This is a genomic window from Acinetobacter sp. RIT698 (genome assembly GCF_009668065.1).
Taxonomy (GTDB): domain Bacteria; phylum Pseudomonadota; class Gammaproteobacteria; order Pseudomonadales; family Moraxellaceae; genus Acinetobacter; species Acinetobacter guillouiae.
In genome coordinates this window covers 12,147-32,611 of sequence record NZ_WJYH01000009.1, presented here as the reverse complement: position 1 = coordinate 32,611, position 20,465 = coordinate 12,147, and the positions used below count along the sequence as shown (strand labels likewise).

At 38.3% G+C, this 20,465-nt stretch carries 26 protein-coding genes; 12 read left to right on the top strand and 14 right to left on the bottom strand.

Features of this window, described 5'->3' with window-relative positions; all coding sequences use genetic code 11:
- Window positions 1-14 precede the first annotated feature (14 nt).
- The gene (locus tag GJV03_RS05790) at window positions 15-800 is read left to right on the top strand and encodes a hypothetical protein (protein ID WP_154129667.1); all 786 of its coding nucleotides are present in this window, start codon (window positions 15-17) and stop codon (window positions 798-800) included.
- 25 nt (window positions 801-825) lie between these two features.
- Here GJV03_RS05790 and GJV03_RS05785 read toward each other — a convergent pair whose 3' ends face one another.
- Window positions 826-2,115 (bottom strand): SRPBCC family protein, encoded by a 1,290-nt coding sequence (locus tag GJV03_RS05785; protein WP_154129666.1) that lies wholly within the window; start codon window positions 2,113-2,115, stop codon window positions 826-828.
- Between the two features lie 189 nt (window positions 2,116-2,304).
- On the opposite strand from GJV03_RS05785, the gene GJV03_RS05780 reads away from it, so the two are divergent.
- From GJV03_RS05780 to GJV03_RS05770, 3 genes are all read left to right on the top strand, one after another.
- Complete coding sequence (locus tag GJV03_RS05780) at window positions 2,305-2,805, top strand: YcxB family protein (RefSeq protein WP_004816919.1); 501 nt, start codon at window positions 2,305-2,307, stop codon at window positions 2,803-2,805.
- Window positions 2,806-2,852: 47 nt separating this feature from the next.
- On the top strand, window positions 2,853-3,491 hold the full coding sequence (locus GJV03_RS05775; protein WP_004725784.1) for a fumarylacetoacetate hydrolase family protein: 639 nt from the start codon (window positions 2,853-2,855) through the stop codon (window positions 3,489-3,491).
- 127 nt (window positions 3,492-3,618) lie between these two features.
- Window positions 3,619-3,807 (top strand): hypothetical protein, encoded by a 189-nt coding sequence (locus tag GJV03_RS05770; RefSeq protein ID WP_154129665.1) that lies wholly within the window; start codon window positions 3,619-3,621, stop codon window positions 3,805-3,807.
- A 39-nt stretch (window positions 3,808-3,846) separates the two neighbouring features.
- Here GJV03_RS05770 and GJV03_RS05765 read toward each other — a convergent pair whose 3' ends face one another.
- Both GJV03_RS05765 and GJV03_RS05760 read right to left on the bottom strand, forming a co-directional pair.
- On the bottom strand, window positions 3,847-4,647 hold the full coding sequence (locus tag GJV03_RS05765) for a helix-turn-helix transcriptional regulator (RefSeq protein ID WP_154129664.1): 801 nt from the start codon (window positions 4,645-4,647) through the stop codon (window positions 3,847-3,849).
- Window positions 4,648-4,859: 212 nt separating this feature from the next.
- Entirely contained in the window at window positions 4,860-6,104 is a 1,245-nt protein-coding gene (locus GJV03_RS05760; protein ID WP_004725788.1) for a YihY family inner membrane protein, read from the bottom strand.
- A gap of 120 nt (window positions 6,105-6,224) precedes the next feature.
- On the opposite strand from GJV03_RS05760, the gene wrbA reads away from it, so the two are divergent.
- Window positions 6,225-6,818, top strand: a complete 594-nt coding sequence (wrbA, locus tag GJV03_RS05755; protein WP_004725790.1) for an NAD(P)H:quinone oxidoreductase — start codon at window positions 6,225-6,227, stop codon at window positions 6,816-6,818.
- Between the two features lie 108 nt (window positions 6,819-6,926).
- On the opposite strand, the gene GJV03_RS05750 is transcribed toward wrbA, so the two are convergent.
- From GJV03_RS05750 to GJV03_RS05730, 5 genes are all read right to left on the bottom strand, one after another.
- Window positions 6,927-7,289: a hypothetical protein gene (locus GJV03_RS05750; protein WP_004725792.1), complete on the bottom strand. Its 363-nt coding sequence runs from the start codon at window positions 7,287-7,289 to the stop codon at window positions 6,927-6,929.
- Window positions 7,290-7,512: 223 nt separating this feature from the next.
- The gene (locus GJV03_RS05745; RefSeq protein ID WP_154129663.1) at window positions 7,513-8,373 is read right to left on the bottom strand and encodes an acyl-CoA thioesterase II; all 861 of its coding nucleotides are present in this window, start codon (window positions 8,371-8,373) and stop codon (window positions 7,513-7,515) included.
- 154 nt (window positions 8,374-8,527) lie between these two features.
- Window positions 8,528-9,103, bottom strand: a complete 576-nt coding sequence (locus GJV03_RS05740) for a xanthine phosphoribosyltransferase (RefSeq protein ID WP_004725796.1) — start codon at window positions 9,101-9,103, stop codon at window positions 8,528-8,530.
- Between the two features lie 103 nt (window positions 9,104-9,206).
- Window positions 9,207-9,914 (bottom strand): DUF3108 domain-containing protein, encoded by a 708-nt coding sequence (locus GJV03_RS05735; RefSeq protein ID WP_004725798.1) that lies wholly within the window; start codon window positions 9,912-9,914, stop codon window positions 9,207-9,209.
- Window positions 9,915-10,064: 150 nt separating this feature from the next.
- Window positions 10,065-10,745: a hypothetical protein gene (locus GJV03_RS05730; RefSeq protein WP_004725799.1), complete on the bottom strand. Its 681-nt coding sequence runs from the start codon at window positions 10,743-10,745 to the stop codon at window positions 10,065-10,067.
- 232 nt (window positions 10,746-10,977) lie between these two features.
- Between GJV03_RS05730 and GJV03_RS05725 the strand changes: the two genes are divergently transcribed.
- Entirely contained in the window at window positions 10,978-11,859 is an 882-nt protein-coding gene (locus GJV03_RS05725) for a TonB family protein (protein WP_151957005.1), read from the top strand.
- A gap of 87 nt (window positions 11,860-11,946) precedes the next feature.
- Here GJV03_RS05725 and GJV03_RS05720 read toward each other — a convergent pair whose 3' ends face one another.
- The 3 genes from GJV03_RS05720 to radC form a co-directional block, all read right to left on the bottom strand.
- The gene (locus GJV03_RS05720; RefSeq protein ID WP_056512243.1) at window positions 11,947-12,231 is read right to left on the bottom strand and encodes an antibiotic biosynthesis monooxygenase; all 285 of its coding nucleotides are present in this window, start codon (window positions 12,229-12,231) and stop codon (window positions 11,947-11,949) included.
- Between the two features lie 65 nt (window positions 12,232-12,296).
- A complete protein-coding gene (locus tag GJV03_RS05715) occupies window positions 12,297-13,208 on the bottom strand; it encodes a bestrophin family protein (RefSeq protein WP_004725806.1) in 912 nt (303 codons plus the stop codon).
- Between the two features lie 37 nt (window positions 13,209-13,245).
- Window positions 13,246-13,968 (bottom strand): DNA repair protein RadC, encoded by a 723-nt coding sequence (radC, locus tag GJV03_RS05710; protein ID WP_004725808.1) that lies wholly within the window; start codon window positions 13,966-13,968, stop codon window positions 13,246-13,248.
- Window positions 13,969-14,082: 114 nt separating this feature from the next.
- Between radC and coaBC the strand changes: the two genes are divergently transcribed.
- The 6 genes from coaBC (at window position 14,083) to GJV03_RS05680 (ending at window position 18,808) form a co-directional block, all read left to right on the top strand.
- On the top strand, window positions 14,083-15,348 hold the full coding sequence (gene coaBC, locus GJV03_RS05705; RefSeq protein ID WP_105714410.1) for a bifunctional phosphopantothenoylcysteine decarboxylase/phosphopantothenate--cysteine ligase CoaBC: 1,266 nt from the start codon (window positions 14,083-14,085) through the stop codon (window positions 15,346-15,348).
- Window positions 15,349-15,510: 162 nt separating this feature from the next.
- Window positions 15,511-15,885: a cytochrome b562 gene (locus tag GJV03_RS05700; RefSeq protein ID WP_154129661.1), complete on the top strand. Its 375-nt coding sequence runs from the start codon at window positions 15,511-15,513 to the stop codon at window positions 15,883-15,885.
- A gap of 512 nt (window positions 15,886-16,397) precedes the next feature.
- Window positions 16,398-17,237, top strand: a complete 840-nt coding sequence (locus tag GJV03_RS05695) for a methylated-DNA--[protein]-cysteine S-methyltransferase (protein WP_151957008.1) — start codon at window positions 16,398-16,400, stop codon at window positions 17,235-17,237.
- Window positions 17,224-17,961, top strand: a complete 738-nt coding sequence (locus tag GJV03_RS05690; RefSeq protein WP_004725818.1) for a 2OG-Fe(II) oxygenase — start codon at window positions 17,224-17,226, stop codon at window positions 17,959-17,961. Before GJV03_RS05695 ends, GJV03_RS05690 begins: the two co-directional genes overlap by 14 nt.
- 3 nt (window positions 17,962-17,964) lie before the next feature.
- Entirely contained in the window at window positions 17,965-18,210 is a 246-nt protein-coding gene (locus GJV03_RS05685) for an Ada metal-binding domain-containing protein (RefSeq protein WP_056512381.1), read from the top strand.
- The gene (locus tag GJV03_RS05680) at window positions 18,197-18,808 is read left to right on the top strand and encodes an alpha-ketoglutarate-dependent dioxygenase AlkB (RefSeq protein ID WP_154129660.1); all 612 of its coding nucleotides are present in this window, start codon (window positions 18,197-18,199) and stop codon (window positions 18,806-18,808) included. Before GJV03_RS05685 ends, GJV03_RS05680 begins: the two co-directional genes overlap by 14 nt.
- A 291-nt stretch (window positions 18,809-19,099) precedes the next feature.
- On the opposite strand, the gene GJV03_RS05675 is transcribed toward GJV03_RS05680, so the two are convergent.
- From GJV03_RS05675 to grxC, 3 genes are all read right to left on the bottom strand, one after another.
- Entirely contained in the window at window positions 19,100-19,546 is a 447-nt protein-coding gene (locus GJV03_RS05675; protein WP_154129659.1) for a DUF4184 family protein, read from the bottom strand.
- Between the two features lie 139 nt (window positions 19,547-19,685).
- Window positions 19,686-20,144, bottom strand: a complete 459-nt coding sequence (gene secB, locus GJV03_RS05670; RefSeq protein WP_004725824.1) for a protein-export chaperone SecB — start codon at window positions 20,142-20,144, stop codon at window positions 19,686-19,688.
- A gap of 48 nt (window positions 20,145-20,192) precedes the next feature.
- The gene (gene grxC / locus GJV03_RS05665; protein ID WP_004725827.1) at window positions 20,193-20,450 is read right to left on the bottom strand and encodes a glutaredoxin 3; all 258 of its coding nucleotides are present in this window, start codon (window positions 20,448-20,450) and stop codon (window positions 20,193-20,195) included.
- Window positions 20,451-20,465 lie beyond the last annotated feature (15 nt).

Sequence of the window (20,465 nt, the reverse complement as noted above, 5' to 3'; positions counted from 1 at the left end):
AAGGCCAATCATTCATGCATAAATATTTCTCATTGTTTATCGTGCTGTTCATCAGTCAAATGATCGGATGTACCGCCATTCTGTGGAATAACAGTGATTCTGGCAGGTTGGCGACGGGTAAAGTGGTTTCAACCCATGCAGATCGTGTGATTGTAGATCAGGATCAAATTGTCGGTTTTGCCTATTTAGAAGAAAATGCCTCCTCAAAAAATAGCCATGATAGAAGCAATGTAGATCGCTCCTTAATCGTGGTTGGGCAAAAATATGCGTATATGATTGATATTGGAAATAAGGAAATTTTAGAGACCATTCAATCTGATTTAGACCCCAAGTATTGGCGGATCAAACCAGTCCGTCCGAGTGCCAAGCATTTTAGCTTGTCTTTAATGCCTGAAAGCGATGATCAAAAAAATCCACAAGCAACTCAATTTAGCGGTGATATTGAACTGTATTATGCAAAAAACAATTTAACTGAACAGGAAGAAAATAGGTTATCTCGACTTGGACTGAGTCAGTACGAATATGGTCAGGAAAACTCTGAATTTTATCAAAGAAAAATTGGATTGGTTGGGCGTATTGTGGGTTTAAACGCTGAAATTAAAAATATGAAATTTCAAAACTTTAATCAGAACTATACGATTGCGATGTATACACAAGGAAAAACCAAATACTCACTACATTCTAAAACACTGTTGCAGAAAGTCGCCTTAACCCCAGTCACTTTAGTCGGTGATCTGGTCGCAATCCCGTTATATTTCCTATTTAATATTGGCACAACAATCAAACATCTGGCTGATTAATTGAGTTTTAAAAGCCCAATCAGCACTACTTTACTTTTTGAGCAAAAATTGCATTTGCACCCAGTGCAGGTAACATTTCATGGTAGGGTAAACTGCGTGCTGCTTTGAGTAGAAATGGTGCTTTTTCATCAATTTTGATGGTGGTGGTCATTTTGAGTAAGGTGTTATTGCCTTGGGGTAAAAATTGAATTTGACCTTTGAGATAACGTAGATCACCGCCATTGGCATAGAAGTTATTTTCAGTGGCTTTGGGATAGCTAAAACGCATTTTAAAATCAAATGGGATGCTAATAACGCCCAATCCGACACTAACTTTAAAGTCTGCATCTTGTCCTTGTGTGTTGATCGCTGTGGTTTTAATACTTTTGATTTGTTTTGGAAAAATCTCTTTATAGGATAAGGGTTGTGTCCAACGTTGTAATTGTTGCGGGGTGGCATTTAAATATTGATAGCTTGTGGTAAAGCGTAAAACTTCCCGACCATGGGTATAAGGTACAGTGACAGGATTAAGTACAATACTGACGGGCTGTTGCGCGTTGGCACTGACCTGAACAATTTTATTGATTTGAGCTGTATTTAATTGTGGGCTAGGCAGTTGCCCTGCATTTAATGCCGTCACTTTTTTAGCCGTATATTTATTTTTGAGTGCTTCTAAAACAAAGGCGCTCGAACCATTTGGAATCGCCAGTTTTACTTCAGGGAAAGCATTTAAAATTTTCTTAAATAGGAAACCCTGCGGTTGGTTTAAATCACCCCATTGTGTCAGAGTCACTAAGGTTTTGTTGTCAGCTAAATTGAACCATTCAAATTTCCCTAATGCATAAGGAATTGGGCCATCAATCACCATGGTTGAAATGCTATTTTGTCCAATTTGATGTTGCATCACCACATCTTCATTAAAATTCAATACAGGTATCGGTGTCGGGATGGAAATACGATATTTCAATTGACTGACAGGTCCTGCTGTTTCGATGACTTTTGCTGATTTTAAAGTCGGGAATAACCCAACATATTGCGTGTAATTGCTTAATGTTTTAGCCACTTCTTGGCTACTTACAGGTACAACAATGGCTGCTGTTGAAAATTTAGCTATAGGTTGAGGCTGTTTGCTGAATGTCGGTAGCGACGTCTTGGTCGCTGGATGGGCATAAATTAAAATATTGTCTTGTGCAATTGCTGCGATTTGCTGAGCATTATTGTCAAATGGCTTTAACGCGCTGGGAATATTATCGGTCCAAGTGACCAATTTCGCGAAACTGATTTGACTGATACCGATTAAGAGCACTAGACTGATATTTAAATAAAAAGCTTTCATCACAATTCCTTTTGCGCCTTGATAAGCGGCAATCTTTTGTTCTTATAAAAACCATTTGTATGAAAGACCCTAAAAGGATTCACTTTTAAAAAATAGAGGTGTTCTGTAAAACAAGATGAAAATCCGCATCTCGCTGGAAAAATCTAGTGTAATATCTTGGCATCGTAAAATATTTGTATTGAAGCAACTATGTCAGACACCCAGCCTGCATTATCTGCACGTTATTATCTTAATTTAGAAGAATCTCAAGACGGTTTTAAATTGGCAACTTTTGGTAAAAAGCAAATTAGCCAATTTCTCACGCCTTTGGTCAGCATCGGAATCATGGTTTGGGGGATTTACCTCGGTTTAGAGGGTGTGGGTAAATATTATGTTTGCTTAGGTGCTTTTTTCTTAATTCTGCAAATGCTGATGCGGTATTGGTTTTTACCGATGATGTTTAAACGCCAATTCGTTAAATATCAATTTGGTAAAAGCGAACAAGGTATTGAATTATTTCAAGACTATATGGAATTATTCAGTAGTGGCCGTCCAAAACAAGTTCATCATTATTCAGATGTAGATAAATTTGCAGAAGGCAAGCTTACCTATATGATCGAATTAAAAAATCGTACTGTGGTGATTGTGCCTAAACGAGCATTTGCTACACCCGCAGATCAAACGATTTTTATCAATACTTTTAAAAAGTAATTTGGAATTATAAAGTTTTTAACGCTGAGCAATAAGAAGGGAACAATATGAGTACACGTCCATCTAAAATTGTATGTGTCGGTCGTAGTTATGCAGCGCATGCAGCAGAATTAGGTAACGCAATTCCAGATCGTCCAGTCTTATTTATCAAGCCGCCCAGTAGTTTGATTTCATTGCAAGACGGTATCTCTTGGAATGAGGCGTGGGGAAATTGCCACCATGAGTGTGAACTGACGTTACGTATCGATAAGCCACTTAAGGGCGAAACTAATTTAGATAAAGTATTGGATGCGATTGGTGCGGTGACTTTAGGCTTAGATTTAACTTTACGTGATCTCCAAGATGACTTAAAGGGCAAAGGCCAGCCTTGGGAGCGTTCAAAAGCTTTTGATGGCTCATGTGTACTGGCAGATTGGGTCAGTGTGGATGAAATTAAAGATTGGTCGGCTGTTACTTTTGAATTTGCAGTAAATGATGAAGTTCGTCAAAAGGGAGATACTGCTTTATTGATTTTTGATATTGCTTACTTACTTGCAGACATCTGCCAAGTATTCTCTTTAGAACCAGGGGATGTGGTGATGACAGGGACACCAGCAGGTGTTGCAGCATTGGCTTCTGGTGATCAATTGAGTATGACTTTACATGGTCAAAGCCAAGATTTTGTTTGGAAAACTTTTGTAAAATAATCACTTAAAATTCAAGCAACCCAGTGTTTATTTATAATCAATACGCATTGGGTTTTTTATTATCTACAGTTTTATAAAACAATAATTCATCACTAACTTTTGGGATATATCCCGCTTTATTTATCAGTTGAAATTTACAGCATCGCTATTTTTTAGCTATCGTGCAGAAGCTTGGACGAAACGCTTTGATAGCGAAGAAGCAGAAAAGCTGGATGACTTTGGTAAATTACTAGATAACCCAAAGTTAAATTCAGCCCATGCATTTTTAGATCGACATTTAGATTGGTCGGGGAGATTATTGATTATCTGTATTTAGATCATTCCACTTCATCTACTCAAAATTTAAAAAGTTGATTTAGTGATGCAACAATTTTCTAAACTGATCTGGGGTACGCATCATCCAACGTTTAAACATATTGATAAAAGCAGAAGCATTGGCATAACCTAAATCCAGTGCAATGCTTTCAACCGTTTTTCCCTCATTGAGCATAGACATCGCTTTCATGACTTTAAGTCGTTGTCGCCATTCATTGAGTGACATAGCCAGCTCTTTTTGACTCAGCCTTGCCAAGGTACGTTCAGTCATATTAATCCGTTGGGCTAAGGCCTCTAGGGTACTGTGGTCAGCAGGGTGGGCATGTAAAAAATCCAAAACTTGTTTTAAGGCAACATGATTGGTATGGGGTAAATAACTACCGATTAACTCAGCATGTTGTAATTGATCAAGTAATACCTGTAACAGTCGCAAATATTCAGGCTCAGATGCTTGCATTGGGTGTTGTTTGATGTGCTGTAAAATCGCTGAAACCAAGGGTGAGGTTAAGAGAATCCCAGCTTGTTGAGGTAAGGCACTACATAACGATTGGTGGATATACAAAGTTGCATGGGAAACAGGAGTCCGGTTCAAACCACTGTGTTGCGTATTTGGCGGTAACCAAACTCCATATGGAGGTGGCGTAATATAATTAATTTGATCGATATTGACTTCCATCACCCCATTAAAGGCATAAATAAATTCGCCCCAAGCATGCCCATGTTCAGGATAAACAGACAGTGCAGGATCATGTCGAAAAATAAGCCACAGCGGTGCAACAATTTCATCATTGGTACTGAGTTGAGTCAGTATATTTTTATCGCTGGTTTTTGTTATCGTCATGCAAAGATTGCCTGAATAAAAAGATCTTTTGTCTACTTTGAATTATATCCTATAAAAAAGACAGGTTCATACCATTGTGGTGTCTTTTATCCGCTTTATGCGGTGGTTTTGGCTATTGCGAAATTATAACGATTCATCGAAAAAGTAATATCACGTCCCTTTCCAATGGGCATTGCTTGGAAAGGGACGTTGTTTATCTATCTGGGTTAAAATTACTTATCATCCAAAATGGTTGAAAGTGGAATTGATAATTTAGCGGCCAAATATTCATCGGATTCAATTAAAGTTGGACCGATATGTTTCATCCAAACATCATCATCATGGACATGTTCAACATCATGACGACGAGGGAGGGTATAAGGCAATGATGTATAGAATGACCAGAAATCAATTTCATCTAAATTTCTGACCAGCACATATTCATTATTGTCAGTACATTTAACCAAATTCTGTTTTTCTAGAAGTTGTATATAAACTGGCCAGCGTCCAATTTCACCACGACCTAAAATATTTAGTGCTTCTGCATCAGTCACCACGTCACCCGTTTTCTGTTTTTTATAAAATAATTCTAGAATATCGAGCATCATCAACACAGGATGGCGGGTTTGGATTTTACCTGTATGAAATGCGGTAAGGGCATAGCTGATTTCCACACCCAATAAGACGATATTCCACGATAAAAAGATCCACAACAGGAAAATTGGTACAGCAGCAAAAGCACCATAAACAAGGGTATAGCTGGTGAAATTTGCCATAACAAAACCAAATAAGTTTTTAAGTAGCTCAAATGCAATCGCACCAAAAAGACCTGCAATCGCGGCCGCTCGAACAGGAATACTGCGATTTGGAATCGTCCAATATAAAATGAAAAAGCCTAAAGTAGTCAGTGCAAACGAAATGACCCCAAGTAACGCTGTACCATCAACTTCATAACCTGCAAAGTTATTACTTAAAACATTCATAGAGGCCAATGTTGATGAAATGACAAAGGCACTCCCCAATAAAATCGGGCCTAAAGAAATAATGGTCCAATAACGCATAAAGCCAATGATGCCATTACGCGTTTCTTGAACACGCCAAATCCGATTAAAAACCGTTTCGATACTGGTAAGCATCAGTACTGTGGTAATGAATAAAAACAGCACACCAATAACAGTTAAATTACTTGAGTTCTCGGTAAAGACATTAAAAGCTTTATCAAAAGCAATGCTGGTTTTCGGCAAGAAATTACTATAAATCATCTGCTGGAGTTGCTGTCTAGCAGGCTCTAAGGCTTTGATTGATGAGATAATAACCAAGAAAACAGTCAACATTGGAACAACAGCAAATAATGTCGTATAGGTCAGCGATCCCGCTTGTTCACGACAACGATCTGCTTCAAAACGACCAAGTACAAAAAGAATGAATTGAAACCAAGTTTTTTCATAGAAGGGTAGTTTTTTAAGTAATTCAAGCATATATATCTTTGATCTCAATTATTTTTCGGCATATCTTGCATTTTCATTGTCTAGCTTACCCAAAAAAGCAGAAAAATACCGTATAGTTTTATTTTCTTATGTTGAAATCAAGAAATCTCTATGCAAGCTTATGTTCTCGTACTCTATTACAGTAAATATGGATCTACCAAAGAGATGGCACACTTGATTGCCAACGGGGTAGAAGCAGCGGGTGTCGCAGTAAAAATTCGCACTGTGCCTAATCTTTCCACTGTTGTGAAAGAAGCGGAAGCCAGTATTCCAGAACATGGCGATATTTATTGTACATTGGATGATTTACAAAATTGTGCAGGATTGGCTTTAGGTTCACCAACACGTTTTGGCAATATGGCATCTGAAATGAAATACTTTTGGGATCAAACCACCAGCCTTTGGCTAAATGGTGCATTACACGATAAACCTGCTTGTGTATTTACCGCGTCAGGGTCAATGCATGGTGGACAGGAAAGCACATTATTAACGATGTTACCGCCATTGTTTCATCATGGCATGATGATCATGGGGCTGACCAATGCCAATCCAGCTTTATCCAACACTAAATCAGGCGGTACGCCGTATGGAGTCAGTCACGTCAGTGGACCACGTCATGACCAAAACTTAAGTTCGGATGAAAAAGCTTTATGTGCAGAACAGGGCAAACGTCTAGGTGAAACGGTTAAAAAGTTAAACCCATAATTTTTGATGCTCTTGCGAGATCTAGATAAAATTCAAAGACTTCTCTTTTATCTGGCGTCTAATGGATAAAAAGAGAAGTTCTTTATCATATTGATATTTTATATTTTGTTATTTTAGATTAAAGCGATGATTACATTTTTTACATTGGTAATCAAAAAAGATATTTTGGTCAACAATCACACCTGCTCGTTTACCAAAGCGATTTCCTAGAAATCCACCTGTAATTCCAACACTGATTGCGCCTACGAAGGTTCCTACAGTTCCACCAACAATAACGCCTAAAGGACCTGCAACCGTTCCGATAGCCGCACCAATTGAAGCACCAGAGGCAGCGCCACCTACAGTTCCTGCTGCTGCACCCGCAGAAGTCAATAATACACTGCCTGCTTTGCCTAAAAGTTGTTCATGGTCACGGCGTTCTAAGTCTGTAGCGCCACACTTTGGGCACTTTACTGTTTGTTCATCAGTCATTGATTTTTACTCACTCAACAAAGTCCATTTGTCTTCGTTAAGTTATGGTTAAGCGTTATATTCACGTTCACTACTGGCATTTTTGTCATGCTTATCGCTATCGTTACAATCATGTCAGGGATATGACATGATTTTGATTGTAACTGAATACCGTGATCAGTCTTTATATTTTGTGTGAATGTAATAGATGGAATGATTGACACAAGCTTATAGAAACATCTTGTTATTGCTTCAGCCGCATTAAACTTTCCTGATTAACGCTACACACCAATCGACCATCTTGCCACATCCGGCCGAAATTAAGCCCTCTGGATTGGCTAGATACTGTGGCATTCATATCATAAAGTAGCCACTTATCTACTCTAAAATCTGTATGAAAATAAATGCTATGGTCTAAACTTGCACTACGTACACCGCCGTTCGCATAGCTGACACCATGCGGTCTAAGTGAAACCGTCAGCAGGTTATAGTCAGAATAATATGCAGCAATGGCTTGGTGCATCATGGGTGTATCTTGTTGAATGGGAATAGTTTCAAAGGTTTGAAAATATTCAGCATAATTTGTGTCTAATTTTATCGGTTTAAATGGATTGAATGGCTGTACAGGATGGATGTTGATAAAAAATTGACGCATAAATATTGCGCGTGCAGGTTCAGGAACATCCTCATAAATCATTTGTTTAAGTTGTTGTTCTGGGATCAGTTCATTTGGCGAAGGGTAGAGAGGCGGTTCAATCTGATTTTCTAAACCCTCTTCAATATTGGCAAATGAAACCATGGCCGAAAATATAATATGGCCGTTTTGCCAAGCATGGACTTGGCGAGTCGAAAAACTTTTGCCATCTCTTAAATTTTCAACTTTATATAAAATCGGAATATCTGTGCGACCACTGCGAATAAAATAAGCATGTAATGAATGTGCTGGTCGATTGGTGGTTTTTGATGCGGCAATCAATGCTTGTGCCACCAATTGTCCACCGACAAGGTGTGATCCAAATAAACGTGTGTTTTGCCCTTGAAATAGACCATCATCCAATTGTTGTACGTCGAGTAGATCAACTAATTTTTGAGTGATTGATCTCATTTATTATTTACCTGAGTTATCTCTTTATTTACACAATATAGCTGAGGGCTTGATCAAAATAAAAGGTAAAACAAAGACGCTACTGATCAAAAAGCAAAAAAAAAGAGCGCCTAAAGCACTCTTTTTTAATGAAAACTTTTGAAGTAAGACCAGCTTATTCTTCTACAAAGCTTACCGTACCGTTTGCCAAAGATTCAACACGTGCCAAAGATTCAACACGGTAGCCTTTATCTAATAACAATTGACGGCCTGGTTGGAAAGATTTTTCAATCACAATCCCAATACCCACAACTTCTGCATCCGCTTGATGAATCAAGTCAGCAAGACCTAAAGCGGCTTGACCATTCGCTAAGAAATCATCAATAACCAAAGCTTTATCGCCTTTGCTAATATGTTTCTTAGAAATCGCAATGGTGCTTTCAATTTGCTTGGTAAAAGAGAATACTTTTGAACGATATAAATCATCTTTAAGGGTTAAAGACTGATATTTACGTGCAAAAATAACGGGTACACCAAGTTCCAAACCAGCCATCACAGCAGGCGCAATGCCTGATGCTTCAATTGTGATGATTTTGGTAATGCCTGCATCTTTAAAAAGACGAGCAAACTCTTGACCGATGAGCTGCATCATCACAGGGTCAATTTGGTGATTTAAGAAAGAATCGACTTTCAGAACTTGATCAGATAGAACGATACCTTCAGCTAAGATTTTCTGTTCTAGTGCGTGCACAGGGAGAATCCTCTAGAGGCAAGGTGCTTTTTAAAGCAAAGGCGTATTTTAAAAAGCACTAAAAAAAATGCAAGCTGAAATTGATCAAAAGGTGAAAAATGTCTTACTTTTTGTAACTGGTCAAGGTTAGGTTATAAGATGTTTTACCATCAACATGTGACATTTTCACGGGTAAATAGTCTAATTGAGGCGCTAACCAGAAAATTGAACTCTTTTCACCATTGTCATGGGTGAGTACAACTTTGACCGTGTTATAGGTTCCCGCAGGGGTTTTAATTGACTCTGTGCCTTGTTTAACAAAGCGACGCGCATCTAAACCTTTTGCATCTGCAATTAAATAACTTGATTTTAGACCTGCACCTTTTAAGTCTTCACGTACTTGTAATTCAGCATTTAACTCATCTAAAGCACCTGCTTTCCATGGGAAAGAACGTGCCTGATCTTTTTTCTTGGTGTTAATGGTTTTGCTGTTTGGATTAAAGTTAATGGTCATGGTGTCATTATGTACCAACACTTTACTGGTACGACTAAAACTACTTGAGTTAATTTGACCATTGGTAAAGCTAAAACGGCTTGTTTCACTTGCAGAAGCAATTGCTGCTGCTTTTGCTGCAAATACATAGGTCCAGTTATTGCCACTTTGACTCAATGTACGGGTCGCAGTACCTAAGTTTTTACCATTATAGGCAAACTGGTAGCTTGCTTGGAACGGACTCATGGCAAGAGCATTGCTTGAAAATCCAACCAATAACATTGCAGTTGAAACACCAGTTGCGATACTTAATGTTTTAAATAACGTTTTTGCCATCATTAAATGTCCTATGCATTTAAAAGTATTTTTGGATATGACACCTATTATGCGGTGTAATTAAAGAGAAAATATTCACTTTATTTCTAATCCTGTGAATTTATGTATACATTTTGATTGCGATAACTTGAAATCTAATCTGCAATTTGAGACTTAACTCTTTTGCTCAATCGGTGTAACTTCAGTTTCAAGATAATCATCTTCGTCCCAGTCTGGGTCTTTATCTTCTCTAAATTTACTAAATAAAGCGGTTAGGTTTACATTACCAATCACCACCAACTCAGTTTCACGTAATTCTGCATGGTTCACATGGACTTTGTTTAATGTGTCCATAATAGAACGATTTTTTCCTAACCAACGATTCAGATCTAAGTGAAGTAATTCATCTTTTACGGTAATGACATTAAATTTTTCTAGGATCATTCCTAAAGGATCTTTTTTCAGTACCTTTTGATAGAAGAATAAAGCAGTATTTACGCCCATCTTATACCAAACATTGGGATAGCTAGCTTCGATCACTTGGGTGTTGCTGATTTGTTCAAAAACAATCAACTGCATATCTTTGTTGAGTTCCATTTGAACTAACTTAAGATCTACAGAAAGAACCAAATGCATGCCTTTGACATTGAGTGTGGCATAAAGTTTTAACCAATCATCATGCAGGTCGGCATGTAAATCTTCTAAAATTTTGACGTTGTCGGTGACAAAACGTTTAAAGGTCGCATTTAAAAATACTTGTGATACTGGAAACTCGCGTTCTTCTTCTATAAAACCTTCTGCTTTTTGGTATACTTGTCGAATACGTTTAACAATGTTAGAAAGTAGCGTCGGCATAAGTATTGTCCCAAATCATCATCATTTTTTAAGGCGATAAACTTGTCGATTATTAAAAAAATACAAGTCTAACGATTGCAGTTTAACAAAAAACATTGCACCATTTTGAGTGTTTTAAAATTACGTTTTTACTTTTACTAAATAAGTCACAAAGTTTGTGAATAATGTAAAGTTAAACTTATTTTAATAAATTTTAAATTTGGCGATTGGGGAATTTTGTCGGATTAATGTCATGATAAAAAAATTATTTGCCAATACACAGCATTCTGAGTACTGGTGGCAAGACGCATTATTTGTTGGAGCTGTTTCTGCAGCTGTCATTGCACATGTACTTTTTTTATCTGTTCAATTTGGAATGCCACAAGAAAATAATACCAGCACAAAAGAAATCGCAATCAGTATTCGCCCAAGTGAAGATGAAATTAAAGATGCAGACTTTTTAGCGCAAGCAAATCAGCATGGTTCTGGAACATTTCGTAAAGAGCATCGTATTTCAAGTGATATGCCAGCGCAAGCAGAAAACAAGAGTGCGGGTGATCAGCAACTCGAAGCTTTAGAGCAAATACAGCAAAAACGAGAATTGAAATTCGAAGAAAAAGTATTAATGACGGTTCTTAGCTGGCAAAAGCAGGCGGAACAGAACGATCGCAAAAAGGCCATGGAAGAGTTGCAGAGCCAGATGCAAGCTAAAACGGCAATGGTGGCGAGTCTAGAAGCTCAATATTTACAGAAACAACAAAATTTTAGTAAACAACAAAAAATTAAAACCTTAGATGGTATTCAAGCCAAACAAGATGCATCTGCTGGATATTTAGATAAATTTCGTGAAAAAGTTGAGATGTATGGAAACCGATATTACCCAGATCTTGCCAAACAGCAGCGTCTTTCGGGTGAGGTCCGTTTAATGGTCATTCTCAATAATGAGGGTGGGATTCGTGCTATACGATTGATTGAAAGCTCAGGTCATTCAATCCTCGATGAAGCTGCCAAAAACTCAGTGCGTAAAGGTGCACCTTTTGGACGTTTTGATTCAAAAATGAAAGATATTTCTGAACTGCGGATCGTGCGTACTTGGCGTTTTGATCCAGCTGAATCTGAATTTGAAGTGCGCTAGAAACTGAACAAGATGTAATGGGATTATCTTGATTCTATTTTTTAGTATCTACCTTCATAAATAGACCGATTTTTAAGTGATCTAGTGCTAATAGCTTTTTTGAATTTGGCAAATTTCAACACTAAATTTTTTATACCACTGTTGTTTACCAATTCGTTGAGCTGCCTGATGTTCTGCATCTTTATGCCAAGCCTGGATATCTTCAAGTGTATTCCAATAAGAAAGCGCAACTTCAAAATCATTTTCACAAAGAGACTCAAATTTTTGACAGTTAAACTGGCTCAATGCTTTCTCTCGTAAAAGTTGTGCAGTTTGAAAATACTGTTGATCAAGCGTATTGATCTGTGCCTTAAAGATAACCACATATTTCATTTTCAGTGCTCGGCCTTTACTTTAACTTCTCTTTAAAAAGGGCAATAAAATCAGAAACTGATGTATTAAAGTAAATTGTGATCATGGGCTTGAATCGGTGGAGGAGTCGGTTTCCCTAGAGTTCCCAATAATTCAATTTCAATCATTCTTACCATTGAATCTAAAGGTAAATCATTACTTTGCGTACCAAAAGGTTCTTCTATCTCGGTACTTAAAGCATCTAGCCCCAGAAAAGTATAGGCTAAAATACCCACCAGCAAAGGTGTTGCTAAACCCAGTAATGAACCTAAGCTAAAGGGCAGCATAAAGCAGAAAAAATAGACCGTACGATTTAATAAAACTGAATAAGCAAAAGGCAAAGGTGTGGTTGCAATACGGTCACAACCGGTTTGTACCAAACTGAGCTCATTTACATGTTCATTTAATTGGGTATAGATAATGTCGGAAATTTCGCCTTCTTTGAGCGCTTGCATCAATTCCCATTGGATCAAACTCAGCGTGTATTGCGGCGCATTGGTTTGTTGATACAACTGTGTCAGTGCCTGTTGACTCATACCACTGGTTTCCACCAGCGCATCTGGATTTGCTGTTTGATGCCTCAGACGATCTCTTAATAAGTTTGCAAATACAATCACATGTTGAATGATCCGTTCACGACGCCCTTGAGGGAATATGCGACAATCACGGTCAAAGTGACGTGCATTGGCGATCAGCATTCCCCAAAGTTTACGCGCTTCCCACCAACGGTCATAACAGGCGGTATTTTTAAAGCCTAGAAAAATAGAAAGCACCACACCAATCAGGGTAAAGCCAACCAAGGGTAATTCAGGAAAACGATATAAATTGGTATACTCAATGCCACCCACAATTGCAGAAATCAGCATCACAAAACCAAGCGGTGGCAGCACTTTGGGTAAAATCGTACCACGCCAAGAGAGTAATATTTTAAGGGTATCGTTTTGATCGCGGACAATCATACTTTTAAATCTATATTTTTTAGTGATCTTCACCGCTTCAAAGGTGCTTGTCAATCACATTTGTAGGGAAAGTTTTGGGTTTGATGAGTCCGTGTTCAGCAAAGGAGTAGCTTTGCTCAGCAGCAATGATCATATGATCCAATAATTCTATTTCAAGCAGTTGACAGGCTTTTAATATTTCTTGAGTTAAATCGTAATCTTCACGTGAAGGCTTGGCAAAACCTTTAGGGTGATTATGGGCAATAACGATAAAAGTCGCATGTTTTTGTATGACATATCGTAATAATTGATTAATGGAAATATTGCAGTAATTGATTGAACCATAAAATAGTTTTTTAAAACTCAATTTACGTAACTGGCTGTCTAAACACAGTACCGCAAAGACTTCTTGAGATTCTCCGATCAATTCATAACGTAAATAATCTCGGATTAAATCAGAACGACTCAAGTCTAAACCTTGATTCAGTTGATGTTTCAAGTAACGCCGTCCCAGTTCTTTCACTGCCATCAGTTGTGAATACTTGCTTTCGCCAATGCCATGAAATTGTTTTAAATCGTCTAAAGACGAATCAAATACAGCATTTAAATGACCAAAATGTTGAATGAGCAAGCGTGCTAATTCAACAGCGGAGTGTTGTTTTGAGCCTGAGCGTAGAAAAATCGCAAGTAATTCTGCATCAGATAAGCTGTGCGCCCCTTGTAAGAGTAATCTTTCACGTGGACGTTCTTGTTCAGGCCATTGTTTGATTGAATGATTCATTATTTTTCACATTTTAAAATTATTTTACTTCTGATTTTTCTCCCTTGAATGACTTGGGAGATAGACTATTTAATGATATTGTGAGCGCCACTGCAACTGAAAGGTAGCCTGATAGTGAGTTTTGATCTCAGTGTATTTTCTAATAAAAATATTATCCTCGCTGTAACAGGCGGTATTGCCGCCTATAAAAGTGCAATCCTGGTACGTCGTTTAAAGGATTACGGCTTTAATGTACGCGTGGTAATGACCAAAGGTGCACAGGCATTTATTACCCCTTTAACTTTTCAGGCCTTATCAGGCAATTCAGTTCATACCGAATTATTAGACCCTGAAGCAGAAGCGGGAATGGGGCATATTGAATTGGCGCGTTGGGCTGATTTAATTTTAGTTGCTCCTGCAAGTTGTGACACCATTGCAAAGTTCGCCGCGGGTTTGGCTGATGACTTGCTCAGTACTTTGTATTTGGCAACCAAAGCACCTGTTTGGGTTGCGCCTGCAATGAATCAGCAAATGTGGGCAGCTAAGCCGACACAACGTAATCTGAATACTTTAGTTGAAGATGGCGTACATGTGATTATGCCTGAAGCGGGTTCACAAGCTTGTGGTGATGTCGGTTTAGGGCGTATGCCTGAACCTGAAGATTTAGCTGAACAAGTTAAAAATTACTTCCATCAAGCACAACGTGCGATTGCTGAAAAGTTTGGCTTGCTTGCTGGAAAACGTGTGGTGATTACTGCGGGACCAACACGTGAAGCGATTGATCCTGTACGTTATATTTCCAATCACAGTACAGGGAAAATGGGCTTTGCTATTGCGGCAGCCTGTTATTCAGCAGGGGCAAAAGTGACACTATTGGCTGGTCCAGTCAGTTTGGATACTCCGAATGGTGTGCGTCGTATCAATGTTTCTTCTGCGATAAAAATGCTTGATGAAAGCATGCATCAGCTTGAGGAAGGCTGTGACGTGTTTATTGCAACCGCGGCTGTCGCTGACTATCGTGTGGCAGAAGTTGCGGAACATAAGATCAAGAAAGCGGGTGATGAGCTGAATGTTTCGTTGGTGAAAAACCCTGATATTGTGGCGACCATTGCACAGCAGTCAAAGCGCCCATTTATGGTGGGTTTTGCGGCTGAAACCCGTAATGTAGAGGAATATGCAGCAGGAAAACTGGTTGCAAAAAAACTCGATATGATTGCCTGCAATGATGTCTCGCGTGCTGATATTGGTTTTGCTTCTGATCAAAATGCGATGACCGTGTTTTTTGCAGAACAGTACCAGATGGAAAAGCGTGATTTAGAGAAAGCCTCGAAACAAGAGATTGCACAACAATTGGTTGAAGCGATCCACGATGCCTTACACCATGAGATTGAACCAATTTAAGTCTTTTTCTAATTATTTCTGAATATAAAAATGCAACGAATTCGTTGCATTTTTATTTGCTATTTTTTGTGCTTTTAAACTATGTTTAGTCTTGGAAATGGACAATAGCCACAATGGGCTTTTTTACACCCAACAATAGCCACAGTTTTAAGGAAGATCATAATGATCAAAAAAACTTTAGCCACCGTCATGATGATTTCTGCTTTAGGTTTCAGCTCAATGACTTTTGCTGCAACGCTACAACAAAATATGCAGGCATTAGGTAAAAACTATAAAGCATTTAATCAAACCAATAATGCCGCTGAAGCAAATAAAGCTTTAGATAATATGCGTGCTGCTGCAACGGACGCTAAAAAAGTCAAACTTAAAGGTCGTGGTGATGCCAGTGCACCGACTTCGACTCAGTTATATGATCAATTGATTGCGCAAATTGATAAGACTCAAGTGCTAGTCAAAGGCGGTCATTTAGATCATGCCAAAATGGAAGGCAAGAAAATTGCTGAAATACGTGATCAAGGGCATAAGATCTATCAATAGTCTTATTGCGCAAATATGCATTTAGATGATTTATAAATAAGGTCAAAATTATAAATCATATATTTATATACTTTCATTAACGTGATTCATATGGTTATAACGCTTGCAATGCCACACTTTACAATTAAAGTTTAAATAGCTTTGCGTAGGCGATGCCTCACTTTTCAGAGATGAAAAGGTGACAAAAATCTTCCGTTGGGCGAGGGGTACGTCCTGTACCCCCGCCCAACAGTGACATCCATGTCGCCACACGATAGATCGACCATGTACGATTCAATAATACAAAGAATCAGGTAAATTTATATAGATTGCGTATGGACTACTTGTTTTTTGACGAACGTAATTTCGAAGAATAGATTTATCCATTTAAAAGCCGTTAGTTTTAATGACTAACGGTTTTTTATTGTGAGGAGATTTTTAAACGATATTGAATCACTAAACTCAGCATGATTCGGATTTGCTCATTGCATAACAACTGTTAAGTTAGATGTAGAAAAGTGAGGAGAAATGCGATGCAACAGCACCATCAGTTTGAACGTATTGCAAAGGCCATCGAATACATTAAACACAATTTTAAAGCACAACCAAATTTAGATGAGGTGGCTGCGCATATTCATTTAAGCCCTGCACATTTTCAACGTTTATTCACTGAATGGGCTGGAACCAGTCCTAAGAAATTCTTGCAATATATCAGCATAGAACATGCAAAAAACTTGTTAAAACAAGAGCATTCGGTATTTGATGCGACTTATGACACAGGACTATCGAGCACCAGTCGTTTGCATGATCTATTTATACAAATTGAAGGGATGACACCTGCTGAATACAAAAGTGGCGGAGAAAACTTAACCATCCACTACCAGTATGCTGAAACACGCTTTGGAATGGTTTTAGTGGCTTCAACAGCCAAAGGGATTTGTTTTATGTCTTTTGTGGAGCATGAGCAAGATGCCTATAGTGCACTCGTTGAAAAATTTCCTAAAGCAAGATTTTATCAGCAAGCAGATGCCTTACATGAACATGCTTTGGCCATTTTCTCATCTGAACAAAAACCATGGAGCCAAATTAAGCTGCATCTAAAAGGCACTGATTTCCAGCTTAAAGTTTGGGAGAGTTTGCTTAAAATTCCGATGGGGCAATTAGCAACCTATGCAGATCTTGCTGAACAGATTGGAAATCCAAAAGCTTCCCGTGCAGTCGGTACTGCGATTGGCAATAACCCAGTGGCTTTTTTAATTCCATGTCATCGTGTGATTCAAGCGACAGGTGTTTTAGGTGAATACCATTGGGGAAAAACACGTAAAGCCGCAATGATTGGCTGGGAAGGTGTGCAAGTACATGCCAGCGTTTAATTCACAACAAGCAACAGCGTTGCTCAATAAAATTGAGGGTTTAGATTGGGAGTCAATCCATGCTCAGATGCATACACAAGGCTACTCAATCCTTAAAGACTTTTTATCTGATGAATTGTGTGAGTTGATCAAAAGTCATTATAACCATCAACAACTGTATCGAAAAACCGTCACTATGCAGCAACATCGTTTTGGATATGGCGAGTATAAATATTTTAATTATCCATTACCAAACTTGCTTCAACAGCTTCGAACTCAGTTTTATCCGTATCTGGTTCCTATCGCCAATGCTTGGTCTGATGCTTTAAAGTTGGATCGACAATATCCAGATTCACATCTTGAATTTTTACAACAATGCCAACAAGTGGGTCAAAATAAGGCCACTGTTTTGATTTTGCACTATCAGCAAGATGGTTTTAATACCTTACATCAAGATCTATATGGCGAGGTCTATTTTCCGATCCAAATGGTATTTGTTCTTAGTCAAGTCAATAGCGATTTTACCGGTGGTGAGTTGGTGTTGACTGAGCAAGTACCACGAGCACAGTCAAAAGCCATTGTTTTACAACCTGATCAAGGGGATGTGTTAATTTTTACCACGCAGTTTAGACCCAAGAAAAGCACTCATGGCTATTATCGAGTCAATATGAAGCATGCTGTCAGTCAGGTGCGTACAGGGGAGCGTTATACATTGGGGATTATTTTTCATGATGCTGTGAGTTAAATGATGATTAAGCATGATGACATTGAGCGTTTGGCGTTATATCGAAAAATCAGGAATGCTGAAATTTTATTTGCAGGCAATCAAAAGCTAAAAATTTATGGACGTTTAAACTGTGGTTCGGGCAAGCGTATGTTAAAAGCCAATCGGGTGTTCTTTAGTAGTGAAGCCGAAGCCTTGGCATTGCAATTCCGCCCGTGTGGACATTGTATGAAATCAGCCTATGTGAAATGGAAAAATGCAACAACTTGAGTTTCTAACCGATCCCCATGAGAATTTGCTTCCACAAGATGGAACAGTGAATTATTTCGGAAAAATCATGGATGAAGCCATCGCCAATGATTATTTTGAGCAATTGCTAACGCATATTGAATGGCAAAATGACCAAGCGATTATTTTTGGCAAAAAGATTATCACCAAACGGAAAGTGGCTTGGTATGGAGATCGTGCTTTTGAATACACTTATTCAAATAGCTCCAAATATGCCTTGCCATGGACTGAAGAATTAATCGAACTGAAAAAACAGATTGAATTGATCACGGGTGAAACATTTAATTCTTGTTTGCTGAATCTTTACCATACAGGTGAAGAGGGTATGGCATGGCACAGTGATGGTGAAACAGATCTAAAAAAGAATGGTGCAATTGCATCTTTAAGCCTAGGCGCGGTTCGAAAATTTGCCTTTAAACATAAAAATAGCCAAGAAAAGATTGAGGTTTTTCTCGAAAATGGCAGTTTGCTGGTCATGAAAGACACCACACAAACATATTGGTTGCACCGCTTAGCCCCAACAAAGAAAGTGCATACGGCTCGGATTAATCTAACCTTTAGAACAATCGATGAATCATGATTTTTCCTCACGGATAAGCCAAACAATTGCGGCAAAAATAAAGCCAGGGTCTGTTGACAATTCGTCTATGTTTGCGACTACGTGTGTTTTTTAGACGATACTAGGCACGAAATACGAAATTTAGTCATTCTAAATGAGTAGTTCGTAACGAAGTAGCGGCAAAAAACACACTAGTCCCGAAGGGTTGTGGCTAAAATTATCTCAGCCTACGTTATGAAACTCGAAAATAGTCTCGCTATTCTCTTCGTTTCCTGCCTTGCCTGCTCAATTTTAGCCTACAACGCAAGCCATTTATGAAATGTCAACAGACCCTAAACTTCCATAAAAAATAAAATTGTAGTGAATCATGTTGAGTAAAACTTGAGAATAACTTAGTGGATAAAAGGGATACATATCTGCATGCATCAAAGCATCTAAAAAAATATGACTAAAACTACCGACCAAAGCACTGACTGTCGCCACTTGCCATGTGATCTGCCAGTTTGCTTGTTTGAATAAGTGGCGTAAGCAAAACTCACTCATTACTTTACCTATGGGGACTGCAAGCAAAGCAATCAACAAAGCACCAAGTAAATTATGGGTATATAAATGGAGTGTGGTCCAGCCTCGAATGATGCCAAATAGAGGTTCTATATCCATCAAAACCTGAACACCAGAGAAAATTAACAAGCTAAATTTTTTATTTGCAATGGCTTTACAGCTTGCGCCTAAGCCCAAATGTAAGGGAGTAAATGGCATTGTTATTGTTCATGCTTATTGTGATGTTTAAATTATAAAAAATTGCATCACCCACGGTTGTGAAGTTTGGGTGATTTTTATCTGATCAAATATAAAAAAGACCGCATAGTGCGGTCTTTTAAACTTAATTATTGAGAAATTAAGCTTGGCCTTCAGCAGCAGCGCCTTGGGCACGTTCCATATTTGCTTCAAACTCTGCATCAAAATTGATTGGCGTAAGAAGTAATTGAGGGAAGCTACCTTTCGTTACAAGATCATTAACTGCTTCACGCAAGAATGGGAACAAAATGTTCGGGCAGTAAGCACCTAAGATGTATGGAAGACGGTCTTCTTCAATACCATCAATCAAGAAAATACCTGATTGTGTTACATCGACGATAAATGCTGTATCGCCAGCATTGTTCGCTTGCACAACAACTTTTAAAGACACTTCAAAGTGGGTTGCATCCACTTTTTCAGCAGCAGAAGACAAGTTGATGTTTAATTCAGGTTGCCATTCTTTGGTAAAAACTTGAGCCCCAGGTACTTCAAAAGAAATGTCTTTTGTATAAATACGTTCTAAAGCAAGTTGTGGTTGAGCTTGTTGTTCTTCACTCATTCTTTATTCCTTAAATTTTAAGAAGTGATTCATTAATTAAGTTGTGGATTAACCAAGTAACTCATCGAGTTTGCCGGCTTTTTCTAAAGCATAAAGCTGGTCAAAACCACCGATAAATTCATTATTAATAAAAATTTGTGGCACTGTACGGTGTCGAGTTTTCTGGATCAGCTCAGTCTTAACTTCAGGTGCTTCTTCATCGAGATTGATTTCGGTAAAAGCAACACCTTTACGCTCAAGTAGAGATTTCGCACGTACACAGTATGGGCAAAAAGTTGTTGAATATACTTTTACTTCAGCAGTCATGTTGAGCTCCTTAAG